Below are 15,726 nucleotides of genomic sequence, written 5' to 3'. Positions count from 1 at the left end.
ATTGGTTTGGGGGTCGAGATGGAAGCAGATTTTATCGTCGTTGGAGCAGGGTCCGCCGGATGCGTTCTGGCAAACAGATTGAGCGCAGATCCAAAAAACAAAGTGATCCTCCTGGAAGCTGGCGGCCGCGATCTTAACCCATGGATCCACATTCCAGTGGGCTATTTCAAGACCATCCATAACCCGAATGTTGATTGGTGCTACAAGACGGAGCCCGATCCGGGTCTGAACGGTCGCTCGATTGAGTGGCCGCGCGGCAAGGTTCTTGGTGGATCCTCTTCACTCAATGGTTTGTTGTATGTACGCGGGCAGCCGCAGGATTATGATCGCTGGCGCCAGATGGGCAACACCGGTTGGGGATGGGACGACGTGTTGCCGCTGTTCAAGCGCGCCGAAAACAACGAGCGCGGCGCGGATGATTTCCACGGAGATCAGGGCCCGCTTTCGGTTTCCAATATGCGTATTCAACGTCCCATTACGGATGCATGGGTCGCAGCGGCGCAATCGGCTGGTTACAAATTCAATCCCGATTACAACGGCGCGGATCAGGAAGGTGTCGGATTTTTCCAACTGACATCGCGCAATGGCCGACGGTGCAGTTCTGCGGTGGCTTATCTCAATCCGATCAAGAAACGGCCCAATCTGCGAATCATCACCCGTGCCCAGGTAGACAAGATCGAAATAGAAGACGGGCGCGCAACCGGGGTGCGGTACAGGGATCGCTCAGGCAAGGATCAGGTTGTGAGATCGACGCGCGAAATTGTGTTGTGCGGAGGCGCAATCAACTCGCCGCAACTCTTGATGCTCTCGGGTATTGGCGAGGCCACTCAACTTGGTGAGCATGGTATCGAGGTCAAAAATGAGCTCGGGGGCGTTGGCAAGAACATGCAGGACCATCTGCAGGCGCGACTGGTTTACAAATGCAACGAACCGACGCTGAACGACGAAGTGTCCAGCCTCTATGGGCAGGCCAAGATTGGCCTCAAATACGCGCTGTTTCGTGCGGGACCAATGACGATGGCCGCCAGTCTCGCAACGGGTTTCCTGAAGACCCGTGAAGACATTGAAACGCCGGACATCCAATTCCATGTACAGCCGCTCTCAGCCGAAAACCCCGGCAAAGGGGCTGACAAATTTTCTGCTTTCACAATGTCGGTGTGCCAGCTGCGTCCTGAAAGTCGGGGCGAGATAAGGCTCACGTCAAACAAGCCACGCGACTACCCAAAGATCTTTCCGAATTACCTGTCGACGGAAACAGACTGTCGGACTGTGGTTGCAGGGGTCAATATCGCGCGGGGCATCGCCCGTCATGCGCCTTTGACGTCGAAAATTTCCGAAGAGTTCCGCCCGCATGCCGATCTGGACATGGATGACTATGATGCGACCCTTGACTGGGCTCGAAACAACACAGCCTCCATTTATCACCCCACCGGAACGTGCAAAATGGGATCCGGAAAGGATGCGGTCGTTGATGCCGAGTTGAAAGTGCATGGCATCTTAGGGTTGCGTGTCGCTGATTGCTCGATCATGCCAGAGATCGTATCGGGTAACACCAATGCGCCTGCCATCATGATTGGCGAAAAGGCATCGGACCTGATGCTTGGTGCGCACTGATTTTGGACAATTCGCAGCACGCGCGCTCGGCGTGCAGAGCGTCGCGCCGAGAAAAGCTTGAGGTCTGCTCCAGATCAGAACTCTGCCGCGTTGGTCGATGCGCCAAAGGGAATTGAACCTTATGCTGACCTTCCGCCGCAGATCTGGAACCATCTACGGACACTAGCTTCGGCGCGTTTAGGGCCCGTTTGTTAGCCGTGGTGGTCTCACGACCTTTGCGGTTGTATGTTTCGCCCGCCCTACTTTCTGCTCAGCGTGTAGCGTTGGATTTCGCGAAACATCCCGTCTTCGGCTTCACCCACGAGGGTGAGGCTGTCGATCAGGAACGGTCGTGGCGGGAGATCTGCAAAATGTGCGTTTGCATCTGCTGTGACTTTGCCAACCAGCGCATTTGGCAGCGGTCCAGTAAGTGTCATATGAAACTTGAAAGCCTCCATGACATAAGGATATCCCCACTTGCGCAGGTTTTCTTCTTGCAACGGTGTGAGTTTGGCGCTCTTCCGTCGCGCGATTTCATCCGCGTTGGCAGGCGCACGGAAATGGTCCAGTTCCTGCACAACGCGTGCCGCCATTCGGCCGAGTTCACGTACGTCGCCCACAGGGGTCAGCGCCAGAAAAGAGCCAATTCGCGACAGGGTCAACCCTTCCAAAGCGACGGGCTCCAAGGTTGCGCATAGATCAATGATTGCCATTTTCAGATCCGCTTCATGAGTTCCGGCGTTTAGGCTGAAAGGCGGTTTGATGGTGCCATGAAATCCGTACTTTCGCGGGCGTGCGGTGATGTCGTTATCATGCATCTCACCGACCTGGCCGTTGATGAGGTCCCACCCGAGCCACGCGGACCCGGCATCAGAAAAAGCACCGGAGCGCGGTGTAAAGTAAATACCGTAGCGTGTGAAATTCATCGCGTTCATTTCCATTGCATGCGGCGTCGTTTTTCAATTGAAAGTGACATGGCAATGACATCTCAAAAAAAATGGGGAAATGCAAAATCGCGCGACCACCGGCAACGGCTTATAGTTTTCCGACTATATTTCGGCGGCTTTGATGTGTGCTGTCGAGAGGACGCTTCCGGTCGCAACCGTTCCCCAGAGAGTAAATCAAGGTTGAGCTGGGGCATTTGCCAAAGGGCGCATCCATATGCAGACACCGATCCCGCAAGGGGTGCCCTTGCCGTTCGCGGATCTGTCGTCACGGCGCATAACGCGCTCAGCTTTCTGCCGCGGCGCTGGTAGCCAAATCAGCATACAGTGGTTCTCCTTTGCGCCGCGCGGGTCTCGGCCGCTCCTAACAACGTTTTATGAGTGGAGGCAAAGACGCACCAAAAATCGGCGATGGATGAAGGATGACCCTGAACGGCCGCCGAATCCCTGGGTTTGAAGCGCGCAGCATCGCGGCCCTGCTCGATTGAGCCCTTAGCGACCGATCAGTTTATTGCGGGTGCGCCGTAATTCCGGGGGCAGTCCTATCTTGATCTGTTCTACCCAACGTCCACCCGCCGCTTGTTAGATAAAGTTGCTCGCCGTCTTGCGCCTGTGCAGGATGGCTCCAGTGTCAGAGACTGGCTTGCCAATACGCATGCCTTGCCCACTGGCGTCTTGGTTCGACGATTTGTGATCCCCCGCGCCACCGATCTGGTGCTTCCATAGCGCACTATCCGGCGTGCGACGTCTGCTATCACCAGCGAAGACAACAGGGACGCCAAACCACTCATTCGATTAACGGGGAGCGGCATACCAGATGGCACTCCCTGATTTCCTGCCTACGCAATGCCCAACAGGTTCTTGAACGTTCGCAATCGGGCAAAAGCGACCCGTTGGCTCAAAAGATGAACTCGTTGTAATCATCAATGAGTTGGCGTGCTGCTGCTTCACAGTCATTGGGGCTGTCAAAAATACATTGACTGGACAGACCTTTGTAAACGACGCTTGTCTGCTCATAGGTCCCTCGTGGACCGTCCACCAAACGTTGTCTGATGTCATAACGCTCGCCATGATATAACCCGCCATCGAGATATGCGGGCGTGCGTGTTTCACTGCTGATAGTCGCGCATGCGCCAAGCATTAAAGACGCGGCCAATGCCAAAAGTTTTGATGTCATGAACTTAACTCCATACCTATTACAATTGAGATACGTATTAGGCTTGTTAGATATTCCCAACTAACTTCCTTTTTTACACGAAATTGCAAAAACATGAAACTGCCGTGTCTATTTCGCCTGACCAAAGAGGTCAGAACTTTAATGATGGTTACTAAACCGTGATCGCGCGTTTTAAGTTTAGATGCACAGGAACGAGGAAAGGAACACATCAACTGCGGGGCAGACGGTCCCGGGTTTTGCCTGACTTCTCGCCACACATTTAGAAGCGAGCAAACCCACTCTGCAGATCTCGCAAAACACTTGCTGTTGATCCTTGCTGACTTCCATTTTCAAGCGCGGCATTGGCTGGCGGAACATTGCGCCGGGTCCAGCAGGTTCCTCAACGCATGTGACCGCTATGCAAAGCAGAAATCAATCTGACATATGCAAACAAGCCGCTGGATCGTCGCCAGACGCCTGGTTCGCGTGCCGGTATCTCTTGAACCGAGGCGGGCCACGCAACATGGCCCGCCCGTTTTCGCGAGGCTCACTACTCGATCAGTTCGATCTCGCCAGGGCGCCATGTTTGGTCAAACCATGGTTCAAGCGGTCCGTAGAGCCGCATGATCGTGTTCCATCCTTTGCCCGGAACGGTCTGAAGCCAGTTGTGTTCCTGGCCCTCTGGCGCCTCTGGCCCGAAATAGATGTCTACGGACCCGTCTTCGTTCTGACGCAGATTTGCGTTGTTGCTTCCAAGCGCCGGAAATTGTTTGTCCGTCTGCAACATGGATCGGGTCTGATTGTCATAGAGTGTAAAGGACCAGAAGTCTTTTGCCGGCGGGTTTGCAGGGACGTTCAACTTGTAGGTCTTTGAGCCATCCAGCGCATTGCCGTCAGAGTCGCGGTATGTGAGGGCGTATTGCGACCCTTTCCCGACGATTTTGAGCGCCATCGCCGGTGTGATACCGGTGGCGTAAAAGTGAAAGGAGGCGCGGAAATCCTGCAAGGTCACGCCGTCCAGAATCCAGGTATAGGCACCGCCGGGAAATGCGTTCTGCCAATAGCTTTCGCCCGGATACCAATAGGCGCGGTCATCACGGGGTTTGGAAATCAACGTTTTTACGGTGACCGCACCGGCTGATGCAGCCTTTTCCAGGATGCCATGCATCCGCGGGTTTGGATCAAAAGGCTGGCCTTTGACGATCCCGATGGCGGCCAGATGGCCCAGCAATTCCGGATTTTCTCCCATCAATGGTTCGGCCTGAACGACAGTGTTGATCTCTTCAAACATGCGTTCATCCATTACGTGGATGGTGTTGAATTCCTCTCCGGACACATTGACAAAGGTCATGTCCGGGGGGCTGCCGGCTTGAGACAGCGGGTACACGCGGAACTTTTCTTGCGTCGCGTTGATCGCAGTCTCTGTAGAGCCGTTTTCCAGATACCCCCGCCATAGGACCCAATTCCCGTAAGTGTTTGTATTGACGACGAAGTACCCGTCTTGTGGGATGTCACCTTCGTAATCAGGCGGGACAATCAGGAACTTGCCGCCCTTGCCTTCGTCAGGTCCAAGGTTGCCAAAATCACTGACGTATTTGAACCAGGCGTTGTTCAAGAACCCAAGCACATTCGGTGGCGTTTCAATCACCATTGGTTCGTCACCAAGTTGAAGCCACATCGTTTGATATACGCTCGTGGTGTTTGGTGTCAGAAACAGGGTTTTTGAATCCATCAGATTGGCGAATTGCAAAACGGTCGTATTGGCGGGGCCGAACGTCAGGATACCGCGTCGCATGGCGTCCATGGAGGCGATTTTCACACCGTCCAGATATCCCTGATAGGCATGGGTGAAGTCCAGCAAGTTATAGATTTTATCCGCTGTCGGGTCATCCGGTACGCCATCAAAGAAACTCAGTTCGCCCAACTGGGTTTGAATATCGTCGGGCGTAGTGATCCCATCTGGAATTTCCGTGGTCATTTTCATGATCGGCGGATCTTCGGCCCAGACCCCTGCCGGGAACGCGATCCCCGAAATTGCAATTGAACTGGCAATTATGGCCAGTTTGTTTGTCAGCTTCATTTCCTATCCCTTTTTTTGATTCTCGTTGGTCCGGCCTGGTGATGTGTCTCCTGCCGGGGTGTAATTATTCAGGGTTGCTCCATCGGTTGCGGCCCTGCGACGCTGGTGAGTTTCCCAGCGTGTTGCGGATAAAGCGTTGAAATCCAGATGCGCAAAATTGCCGATAAGACGACGTCTTTGTTTGCTTTGGGGTTCTGACCGAAAGAGCTGATCAGCACGGCTGCATCCATTCGGTTGAGAGCATGCGCAACCGGGCTTGGATCAAATTTCGTCGTATACGCCGCCGCCTGATCCTTCGCAATACGCGCGCTGACCAATGTGTCAAAGGAGGTCAGAAAACTCTCCCAGACACGTTCCAGTCGTGCGTCACTGGCTGATGCATCCGCGACGGCTTTCAGAATGAATCCTTGATCGTAACCCACATCCACCAAGGCCCGGAGGCTTTCTTGCAGATTGGCAACTGTATCCCCTTGACCGATGAGCCAAGGCTGCGCCCCGTCAATGATCTGTCCCTTGATCCGATCAAGAAGCGTTTCCATCAAACCGTGCAGGTCGATGAAATATTGATAGAACGTGGCGCGACTGTAGCCCGCATCTTGCATGAGAATACCAACTGTGAGGTCGCGAAACTGCCGGTTTTCCAGAAACCGCGTGGCGGCGTTAAGAATTGCAGATTGGGTCACTGAGGATTTGCTTGGCGACATCACGTTCACCGCCACGGCCTGTCGGCGCAAGTCTGATTTGATTCTATCTGACATGGTGTCAGATATAGCAGGAAGGTGCCACATCTTCCAGTTGTGCCTTTGCATCCTTCGAGAAAAGAAAGGGGGGCAAGCGCAGGTCACACTGAGTTGACTGGCGAGTTATTGAACGGGTCTGACTCAAGGGAGAGGAAAATCATGCTTGGTTGGGTGCGAAGAAAACCAACGCAAGCGAAGAGATGCAAAGCATTGAAAACGCCGGAGAGTCACAACTTTGAAATGCAACATAACTTAGGCACTTCGCTTTGACTTTGAAACGGATCAGTATTTGCGCGCACGGCTCGTCTGCGACGGGCGTTTTAAGCAGGTCCATTTATCGTCGCCATGTCAGACGGATGTCGCCTATGCCTGCAAAGACCGCGCGGAGCCCGGACTCCCCAGATCTGAACTCGAGCGTGCTCAACCTTTTTTAAAGAACAAGCGAATGCGGAAGAGCCATTTCACAGAAGCCCAATTCATAGCGACATCCAATAAACGAGAAGCCGCTATGCCAACCGAGGAGGTTGGCCGAAAGCACGGCCTCAGTCCGAGTATGTTCCATAAATGCAAATCGGCGTACGGGAGTACGGGCGTTTCTGACGCGGTTAAACTGAAGTCTTTTCAGGATAAGAATGATACACAATGTTGCGTCAATTATCTAAGCGACAATGTCGAATGCTCATGCTGGTGCCTACGCCTCCATGCTGGACAATCTCGCGGCGCAGGATCTGCCAGGCACGGACAGGCGATGCTGACCGAATGGGCGCCGGTGCGATGCGGTCGCATGATATCTTGCGGCGCAGGAACTGCCGGTTTGTCTCTGTCGATCCCCAAAACTGTTCGGCGTGATTGCCCGCCGGACACCCCCGAGAATAGAGCGAAGATGAAGGCGGTCGCAGCCAAGCGCCGCCGATTTGAGTACTGCCGGATCGGGGGGATGCTTGCCCGCGTCACACGCGCGTTGGATGCGCTTCTTCGGGCCTGTAACGCTTCGGCCCGCACTGTCGGTCACCCGCATAGAGACCATCGGTCGGGCGGTCCTGAAATGGGTCAAAGATGACGATGTCGAATGGCGCTACATCGATCCGGGGCAAGCCCCAGCGAATGCCTGCATCGGGTCATTTAATGGCACTCTGCGCAATGCGAAAACGATGCGCTCTTCGACAGTCTGGATGATGCCCGGCGCAAACCGGCGCTGTGGCGATCGCACGACAATGCCGTCAGGCCGCACCCATCGCCGGGCAGTCAAACGCCCGCAGAAATGCGCCGGACGCCTGGGCAACTGCAGGGCTCTGCGCCTGACACGCTTGTCCAAATCAGCGCCCTGAGCATGAAATGCAGACATGCGAGCTTCCGTTGTGAATGCGGGAGCTAAGCGGGGCAATAGGGAAGTCTTTGGTATTTCTCGTTCACTGCCGCTTTGCGCGCAGATGTATTCGTCGTCTGCGGAACGCAAGACCTGCCAATACCTATCTCTGCAAGCTATTTTAGCGTTTTGGCTCTGGTCTGACGCGCACGGTGCCAGGCTCAGTCTTGATTGCCTGACTTCAGAGGCTTGCCGACCTATCCAAACCGAGAGGTATCGGCACACTTCGTTCTTGGGGGTTTTAAGCGCTCAGGTTGTCGCAATGATCTCTCTGTATTTGCGGGCCTTTTTCGCAATACCTTCTCCCTTTTTCAGGCCCGGATAGCGATCATCTCCGCGATGGTTCATATCGCCATTGATCAGGCTTCGCGCACGAAACCAGTCGAAATCGCCATCAAAACCCAAATCCGCCAGAAGCCCTTTGCCCGTAAATCCGATCTCGCTCATCCCGCGGACGAGGATTTCTGCTGCTACAGCCGGATCTGCAACCTGTTCTGGATCCGACAGAAAGTCTTTCTTAAAGATCTCGCCATATTTGCCGTAATTGTGGCGACCGGTGATTTGTACGAAACCGCGCCCTAGGTAAAGTCTACCTTCTTTGTCACTCCGGTTGCCAAGGCGTGAGCCGTAGGTTTTCTGATGTTTAGTGGGCCCCCAGAGTTCGGTCATGAACTGGCCAAGATTGGTTTCATGATAGGCCGTGGCGAGAATATAGGCCTGATGTGACAAGTCATTGACCTCTTGGGATTGGCACGCACTCAGGATGGCTTTGACGGCATTCGCACGGGTCTGCTGCATGGAAGTGCCACCCCCCTCTAGTCGCGCGATTTTCTGGGCGATGTCGGTAATCCCCTTGGGTTTCAAAGGGGTCCCCGAGCGTGCGACAGGCTTAGTGCCATCGGGCAAAATGACAATCTGTCCTACGCTCAATCGGCGGGCGGTATCTTCAGTGAACGTGTCGCCATTCTCGCTGAGCAGGTCGCGCCATCTTGTGCGATCACCCAGGTGTTGTTGCGCGATCTGTCCCAGCGTTTGGCCGCGTTTGACAATGACGCGCCGAAGCCCATCGTCGGGAATGCTCGCAAGATGCAGATCGCCTGCGTCATCCTCGCGCAGGGGCATGCCGAGCCGCTCGCTGACCTCAGCCGCTTCGATCCAGTGGCGTGTGAAGCCGTCGCGGTCATTCATCTGCACAATGGCGAAGCGCACCGAGGGCGTCGCTATCGTTGCCGACATGTTTTGCACATCAATCAAGGGCGCAGGCCAGCCCTTGTGTTCAACCAAATGCGCCATATCCAGAAAAATGCGACCATCAATCGCTGCGCCGCGCAAAGGTACACCATCCAACGTGACCGTTTCTGAGGGCGGGATTTCCTCCTCATCCAAGGGGGGTGCGCTCACGGACATCGGATGTTTCAAGGCATCCAAGATTTCCTGCGCGCGCGCGCGCAAGCCATCGCCGACTTCGATATAGGGGCGCTGTGGGTCCCAGGGCAGTGCCAGAGGGTCCCATTTGCCATTTTGCTCTATGCCGAGGTTGTTCTGGACCTCCCCGTGTCCCAGAACGGTTTTGCGCGTGACGGGAATGCCGTAGCGCAGGCAGAGTTCGGCGGCGACCTGCGCCAGCATCTCCCATTGCGCGCGCGTGATCGGGAAAGGCCCGGAGCGGAACGGGTTTTCGCGGGCATTTCCGCCCATGGCGCAAAGCGAAACACCGATCGAATGACTATTCGCTCGGAAAGTATGTGCTGCATAGGCACCTGAGCGCAGCGGGGGAACGTTCGCGCTGATCGGGAGCTTGCCGCGATGCGGTTCACCTTCACCGTCGATCAGGATGTGGTAATGCTTTTTTTCAGAGGAACTTGGCGAGTGAGTGCCCCCGGTCCAGTGCAAAATGATACGTGTCATGGGGGCTGCGGGCATCCAGCTTGTCGGGATTTTCCGCCCCGCTGACGTGGCAGGAAGTCCGGGTTGAGGCGCAACAGAGTCCACATCAGGCGGTCGACCGCCGATCAATGCGGCAAATGTCTGCGCGTCTGCAACTCCAGTGACAGCCAGGCCGCTTTGGCGTTGGAAAGATGCAATCGCCTTTTTGGTTCCCGGACCAAACAGACCATCCACGCCGGCGTGGTGCAGGATACCCTGCAGAACCAACGCGTCCTGCAGAGCGCGGACATCTCCTCCCTGCATCATGGGAAGCTTGTACCTCAACGTGCGGGAAAATGCGGCGTTCATGATATTGCCTCCGTATTCAGCTTGGACGTGGCCAGCGTCAGGAGATGCGTGCGAAAATCACTCTGGGCGCTGGTTTCGGAAACACCGCTGCCGACGAGTTCCAGCAACTGCAAGCCACCTCGCGCGCTTTCGTCGGGCGCGATACGCGCCAACGCTTCAACGAACGCACCCGCGCTCAAGGGGACGTCTATCTCGGGGATGATGAGGTCACGGATGTCGTTGGTCAGGACTTCTCGTACAGTTGTGTCCATCCAGCCTGACAAAGCGGAATCAAAGGCACCCCGGTCTGGGAAGCTGTTGCCTTCGGCATCAAAAACGCCGTCCGCCCCTCCGGCTCGCAGTTGCTCCAGAAGACTTGTGGCCGGGATTTCCTGACCTGAAGGTGTTGACAGTCCCGCACGGATTTCCGCAACAGCGACCCCATCCAGCAGACTGCCTGTAGCCTCAGCGGCACCATAAGCCACGTAATGCCAGCGCATGATCTGATTTGCATCAAGCAGCGACGCGGCCACGAGAGCCCCCTTGGTTACGCCCGTCAGCGCATCCCCTTGCAGAACCTTCTGAAGCGATGAAATGCCGTTTTGGACATTTGTGGTAATCAGGTCGGCATCACGTGCGGCGCTGAGTGCTGCATCGGCCTTGGTTAGGATCTCGGGCGTCTGCTCCGTTTGCGCGTTCTTTATGGCAAGACGCGCCGCTGAGAGCGCCTTTGTCGCAGCGCCCGCCGCATCCGGTGAGGCGTCCGGCAGGACTGGTGCCACGTGCTGGCTCAACTCTACCAGCCATGTGACATCGCGCAACGCGCCCAGCACATGGGTTGTGTTTGCTGTGGCGTTTGGCACGTGGTCGCCAGTTGCATTGCCAGAAAGCATCGCGAGGATCGCATCCTGCATTTTCTTCGCGCGTTTTTCTGCATCTGGTTCCTGTTGCGCTTCGCTCAACACGGTGGCGAGGCCGTGTCGTTTGGTTGCATCATCCTCGGAGATGATGCTGCGCGCGTTCAATTCGGCTTGGGCAAGGATACCTTGAACTTCCTTGCGTCGGTCTGCCCGGAACATGTTTGCCACGGAATCGACGATTTTCGTAAGCAGGTCATAGACAAGCTGTGCCGAGAACCCCCCGACAAATGCGAGGAGCGCAGAGGACAAAACGCCCTGTTCCAGAAAGTCGCTCAACGGTTCGGCCAGCAGGACACCTGAAAAACCACCCAGCAGGATGCGAACATAGTAAGTGGAGGCCAGACGCAGGTCATATCGCCCTTCGCGAATATAGCTGAAGCTGTCATAAATGGATGAATACGCCGCGCCCAACATGCCAAGGGCTCCAAAGAAGAGAAACATACGTAATAGTATGGGGCGGCGCAGAGTCTGACAGTGCTCCTCGTGATTGCGGATGGCATCGTCAAATTCCAACTTTGGATCCGTTTGATTGACACGTTGATCAGCGCTTGCCAGTTCTTCTATGCTAAGGCGGCATTTGCCCTGCAGGTACTCAATAACCGGTTGGAAGTAAGGCAATTTCATCGAGTTGACCTCGGCGGCGCGTCTCACGTTTGATGACGCATCCGCAGCCAGGCTAGCTCCTGTTGCTGCAGTCCCTCCCGTGGCGTACACCTCGTTGAGCGCTTGGAAATAGCTTTCCTGCAGGTCGACATGACTGGTTTGCGAAAGACCCCATCCAAACAGAACGATCAAAGCGATGGTTGATACGATCAGCCCGAGGATCGAGTTCAGCGGCGCGAGCCTGCGCCACCATGCACCTTGCTCGCGGTGTTCGTGCAGTTTCTCGATGGTTTCAGGAAAGGCCGGGGCAACCGCGCGTGCAAGGCCTTGGTGCAAGGCCAGCACCTCAGATAAGGACACAGTTTCTCGCTGATCTGCCGGAAGGTCTAGAGAAGTCATAAGCGAGGCGTTGGGCATTTCCTTGTCGATGCCGCGTGCAGCGATGTAAAAGACCATTGCCTGCGCTTCTTTGAAGAGGCGCTGTTTGAGCTCTGTTGGCGTTTCCATCTGATGTTCCTTTGGCTTCTGTATCGTTATGCCCCCAGGCTCACTTGCAGGGATCGTCCGGTGCGGCCAATGGCTGCCCGTCCTGAGACTGGAGAAGGTCGCTTTCAATCTGACGTTGGATGTCAGCGATCTGCGACGTGCCTGAAATCGACCCTGCGAAGGCCGCCATCAGGTTACGGGCGTCCTGAAGTTGGACCCGGTTGCCCAGAAATCCGGCGCAGGCTGCGGCGTCTGTCTGTATTGGGATGCACGCCTGAGCCAGCGCCCGGTCAGCTTCAACCAGAAAAGACGCCTGATAGGCCGCTACCACCGCGGCACCTTCATCGACGCTGCCGGCCCGGCAGAGCCTGCGCGACACAGCCTCTGTGCGGGTTTCGATGTCACGGACAATGGCGAGGCGTTGGGCTTGCTGCTCGGTGCTGTTGCTTGTCAGCTGCGCAAGGCTGGCTGTTGCGCTGCGTCCGGCCACGAGTGCTGCATAGTTGTTTGCCAGAATAACATTTCGCCGCTCTATCCCGTCTGTATTCAGGTTGTCTGCCGCCGCCGCGACCTCTGGCGCGATGGCCTGCGCCAGGCCCAACTGACCGGTTTGCAAATAGATCATACCCTCAAGCAAAGTATAGAAACCGGTCAACGCGTCGCTCTGTCCGGTTGTTTCTGAAGGCAGGGCGGCAAGTGTGCGGGAAAAGCGCTCTTTACCGACATCAAGCCCGTCCGCCGCAATGGCTTCGCGAAAGTCGCGATCATATGTGGCCTGCAAGGCGCTGATGCGGGTGCGGTCCTGCGTGGTGAGAGGAACACCACAGCTGGCGACCGAAAGGGTCATCAGGATCGATATCAAAATCCGTATCATAGCATCCTCTTTTTAAATTCGTTCTGCCAGGGCCTCATCAATGGCTGCGGCGAGATCGGCATCGCTCAGGTTTTCCAAATTCCGCACTTTCAAGGCCTTGCGCAGGATTTTGCGGATAATCCTTGGCATGTCGTCGCCACGCGCCTCGCGCCCCAGCTTTTCAACGGCAGCGTGGAGGGCCTGCGTCAGCAACGTTCGTATCTTTTCGCGCAAGAACGCTTCGGGATCCGCGGCAAGGACGGCCAGATCGGAGATCGTCAGCCCGTGACTTGCAAAACCGCCCAAAGCCTCGTCAGCGATGTCCAGGAGAGTCTGGGATGACAGATGCGCAGGCACATCCTCTCCAGCCAGAACGCTGCTGATGGTTTGGATCACGATGGGCAAATGTCCGGCTTCGTGCAGGCGCTGCCATACAGGACGGTCGCCTTCGATCCGTTGGATCAAGAGGCCCATCGCGTTCTCGATCAATTCTGGTTCGGGGGTAGGGCGCCCATCGCCAATTGCTTTCACGATATCCGTAAGTTGTGGTACTATTTCAAAGACGAACGCGCCTTCGGCGCTGTCAGCCGGGAACATCTGTCCGAGAACAGACTTGACGACCCGAACCGTTCCTTCCCGGTTCAGGCCGGTCTGCAATAGACCCGGTATTTGGCCAAGCAATGTGGCGGCAATTGCCTGTGAGCGCTCGCTTTCGCCTTCCCGCAACACATCTGCCCGCGCATGCGCGGCAGAGAAAAGGTCGATCATCAAACCGCGCGCGAAGCTCTCGCCGCCAAAGCGCTCAAGTTCTGTGAGTGTCGCCTGCATATCGGGTGACTGTATGCGCGCAGCCAACTGCACAAGGATCTGTTCTGCGCGACCGAGGGCGCGATCTTGTGCCACCTCGGGAATAATTTTCGCGAACGTCCCCATGAGAGTGGAGAAAACCGGCGCAATCAGGTCGTTATTCTCGAGGGTTCCGGTGCGCGAGATGTTTGCGATCACAGCTTGCAGAAGCGAAGCCATAAAGCGGTCGCCTTGCAATTCATCTTGCAAGACCGCGCGCGAATTCTGTGTGATCCCGCTCAATACGGCGCCAAAAACGTCTCTGAAAACGTCTTCGCGCGACAAGGCATCAGCCGTCCCAACGTGATCGCCAATAACGCCCACAGTATTTTTGAGGGCGCCAAAAACCAATTGCAGGCGTGCGGGCAAAGTCGTCGGGTCTGCCGGGTCATAGGACCCCGCGTCCAACCCCTTCATGTCGGCCAGAAGCTCAACCAGATACGGCTCTTCCATCAGGCTGCCTGCCCAGTCAGAAACAACTGCAGTGAAGCCTTCATGCGAAACAATGCGAGCGACAAAGTCATCCCCGAACTCAGTGCGCGCGCGCCCCAGAGAGGAAAAAAGCATCGCCGCCGCCGGATTGTCCGAAATGTGTTGTCCGTTTTCCGCAGCGGCGACGGCAACTGAACCCACGAGGACCTTTAGGATCCGTTTAGGCGTGTCATTTTCGATATCACTGCGCGAAGCGAACTCACGCAAGATACTCGAAATGACGAGTTTGTTTGAGGATCCCGCGAGGAATACCCCCGCATTGTCACCGAGAAATTCCACAAGGGTTTCTGCCGTAACGCGCAAGATGCGCAGACCCGATGTGCTGTCACCGGAAACGCTGGAATGCACGATGAAACGGTCGATACCCAACGGTCCCGGTCCGATTTCAGTGTCTTCCTGTCCGGCCTTCTGATCGCTGATCTGGTAGTAAAGCCCCATGAACCGCCAGAACAAATCCCTGTGGCGTTCCGGCTCCAATGGCCCGCCATCTTGCGGGTCCAGATTGGCATGAAACTTGTCAAACTGATCGAGAAGGCCACGTGCTTCAAGGGCTGCGCGGAACACGGGATCCTGGGAGAATGCTTTCTGCATGTCACCTGGATCTTTGGTTTGGTTTCGGATCAAATTCGGCGGCAAAGCAGGCAGAAGCAGGGGCAGAGGATCATCAATACGTTCGACGTCACGTATCTCGATAACCCGCCCGCGTAGGTGAACAAGGCTGCGCAGTGCGGAAATAGCCACCGGGATCAATGTCACGGGTACGGTCAATATTCAGCTCGTTATAAAATCTCTCAACAATTCGTAAATGTTAACTCCCGTATGCCGCGAAATCAATTCTTTTCCCGAATTCTGCAGGCCGGACAACTTTCAATGCCCTTCAAACGGCATCGAATTGAGACAAATGGTTTCATCATTGGGTCAACGAAAATTTGTCCAAAAAACCTTGGGCCATCGTTTCGACCCCACGCGCTGGCTTGCGCGTCGTTTTGTTCGCTAGCAAATACGTTTTCGGTGCTATCAAGTTAAGTATCTGGGATTGAATTTTATCTGCAGAAGCAAAGTGGTTTATATCATAGACCATTGTTTTAATTTGCTAAATAGTCAAGAATCTCGAATTTCTGCCGCCAGTTGCGGGCATGAAAAATCGATTCAGCCAGAAGAATAGCTCTTGCCCCGATAGCGGTCGTTAAACGCCAAGAGCCCTCTGTTGGCGCTATTGCGGATGTTGGCACCATGCCAGGGTCAGAAAGTGAGTAATGAACCCAAAACGCGCGCCATTTCCTTAGCCCAAAAAAATCGGGCTGGGCGACCCGCGCGACGCTTATTTCCTCTCTCGATTGTTTGCGAATGCCCCCAAGGCGCGACAACGCCGGCTTTTGAAAGGGGCAAATGCGCACAGAACTTCTGGTTATTCTCTGGATCCAACAAACGGA

9 protein-coding genes and 1 pseudogene are annotated in these 15,726 nt (G+C 55.4%); 2 read left to right on the top strand and 8 right to left on the bottom strand.

The window, feature by feature from the left end; translation table 11 throughout:
- The first annotated feature begins 18 nt into the window (after positions 1-18).
- A complete protein-coding gene (locus tag R8G34_07985; protein MDW3222810.1) occupies positions 19-1,614 on the top strand; it encodes a choline dehydrogenase in 1,596 nt (531 codons plus the stop codon).
- Positions 1,615-1,853: 239 nt separating this feature from the next.
- On the opposite strand, the gene R8G34_07980 is transcribed toward R8G34_07985, so the two are convergent.
- The 4 genes from R8G34_07980 to R8G34_07965 all read right to left on the bottom strand — a co-directional run bounded on the left by R8G34_07980 (position 1,854) and on the right by R8G34_07965 (position 6,531).
- Positions 1,854-2,519 (bottom strand): DUF1045 domain-containing protein, encoded by a 666-nt coding sequence (locus tag R8G34_07980; protein MDW3222809.1) that lies wholly within the window; start codon positions 2,517-2,519, stop codon positions 1,854-1,856.
- A 916-nt stretch (positions 2,520-3,435) separates the two neighbouring features.
- Positions 3,436-3,714: a hypothetical protein gene (locus R8G34_07975; GenBank protein ID MDW3222808.1), complete on the bottom strand. Its 279-nt coding sequence runs from the start codon at positions 3,712-3,714 to the stop codon at positions 3,436-3,438.
- Between the two features lie 529 nt (positions 3,715-4,243).
- A complete protein-coding gene (locus R8G34_07970; GenBank protein MDW3222807.1) occupies positions 4,244-5,773 on the bottom strand; it encodes a DUF1254 domain-containing protein in 1,530 nt (509 codons plus the stop codon).
- Positions 5,774-5,841: 68 nt separating this feature from the next.
- Entirely contained in the window at positions 5,842-6,531 is a 690-nt protein-coding gene (locus R8G34_07965; protein ID MDW3222806.1) for a TetR/AcrR family transcriptional regulator, read from the bottom strand.
- Between the two features lie 427 nt (positions 6,532-6,958).
- On the opposite strand from R8G34_07965, the pseudogene R8G34_07960 reads away from it, so the two are divergent.
- Positions 6,959-7,888 (top strand): annotated as a pseudogene (locus tag R8G34_07960) (transposase).
- 240 nt (positions 7,889-8,128) lie between these two features.
- On the opposite strand, the gene R8G34_07955 reads toward R8G34_07960, so the two are convergent.
- Genes R8G34_07955 through R8G34_07940 form a run of 4 tightly spaced genes read right to left on the bottom strand, consistent with a single transcriptional unit; the run spans position 8,129 to position 15,049 of the window.
- The gene (locus R8G34_07955) at positions 8,129-10,114 is read right to left on the bottom strand and encodes a peptidoglycan-binding protein (protein ID MDW3222805.1); all 1,986 of its coding nucleotides are present in this window, start codon (positions 10,112-10,114) and stop codon (positions 8,129-8,131) included.
- Complete coding sequence (locus tag R8G34_07950) at positions 10,111-12,123, bottom strand: hypothetical protein (protein MDW3222804.1); 2,013 nt, start codon at positions 12,121-12,123, stop codon at positions 10,111-10,113. Before R8G34_07950 ends, R8G34_07955 begins: the two co-directional genes overlap by 4 nt.
- 40 nt (positions 12,124-12,163) lie before the next feature.
- On the bottom strand, positions 12,164-12,976 hold the full coding sequence (locus R8G34_07945) for a hypothetical protein (protein ID MDW3222803.1): 813 nt from the start codon (positions 12,974-12,976) through the stop codon (positions 12,164-12,166).
- 12 nt (positions 12,977-12,988) lie between these two features.
- Positions 12,989-15,049 (bottom strand): hypothetical protein, encoded by a 2,061-nt coding sequence (locus R8G34_07940; GenBank protein ID MDW3222802.1) that lies wholly within the window; start codon positions 15,047-15,049, stop codon positions 12,989-12,991.
- Positions 15,050-15,726 lie beyond the last annotated feature (677 nt).

It is taken from the genome of Paracoccaceae bacterium (assembly GCA_033344815.1).
In the GTDB taxonomy this organism is placed as follows: domain Bacteria; phylum Pseudomonadota; class Alphaproteobacteria; order Rhodobacterales; family Rhodobacteraceae; genus Roseobacter.
This window is presented reverse-complemented; position numbering and strand designations above follow the sequence as displayed.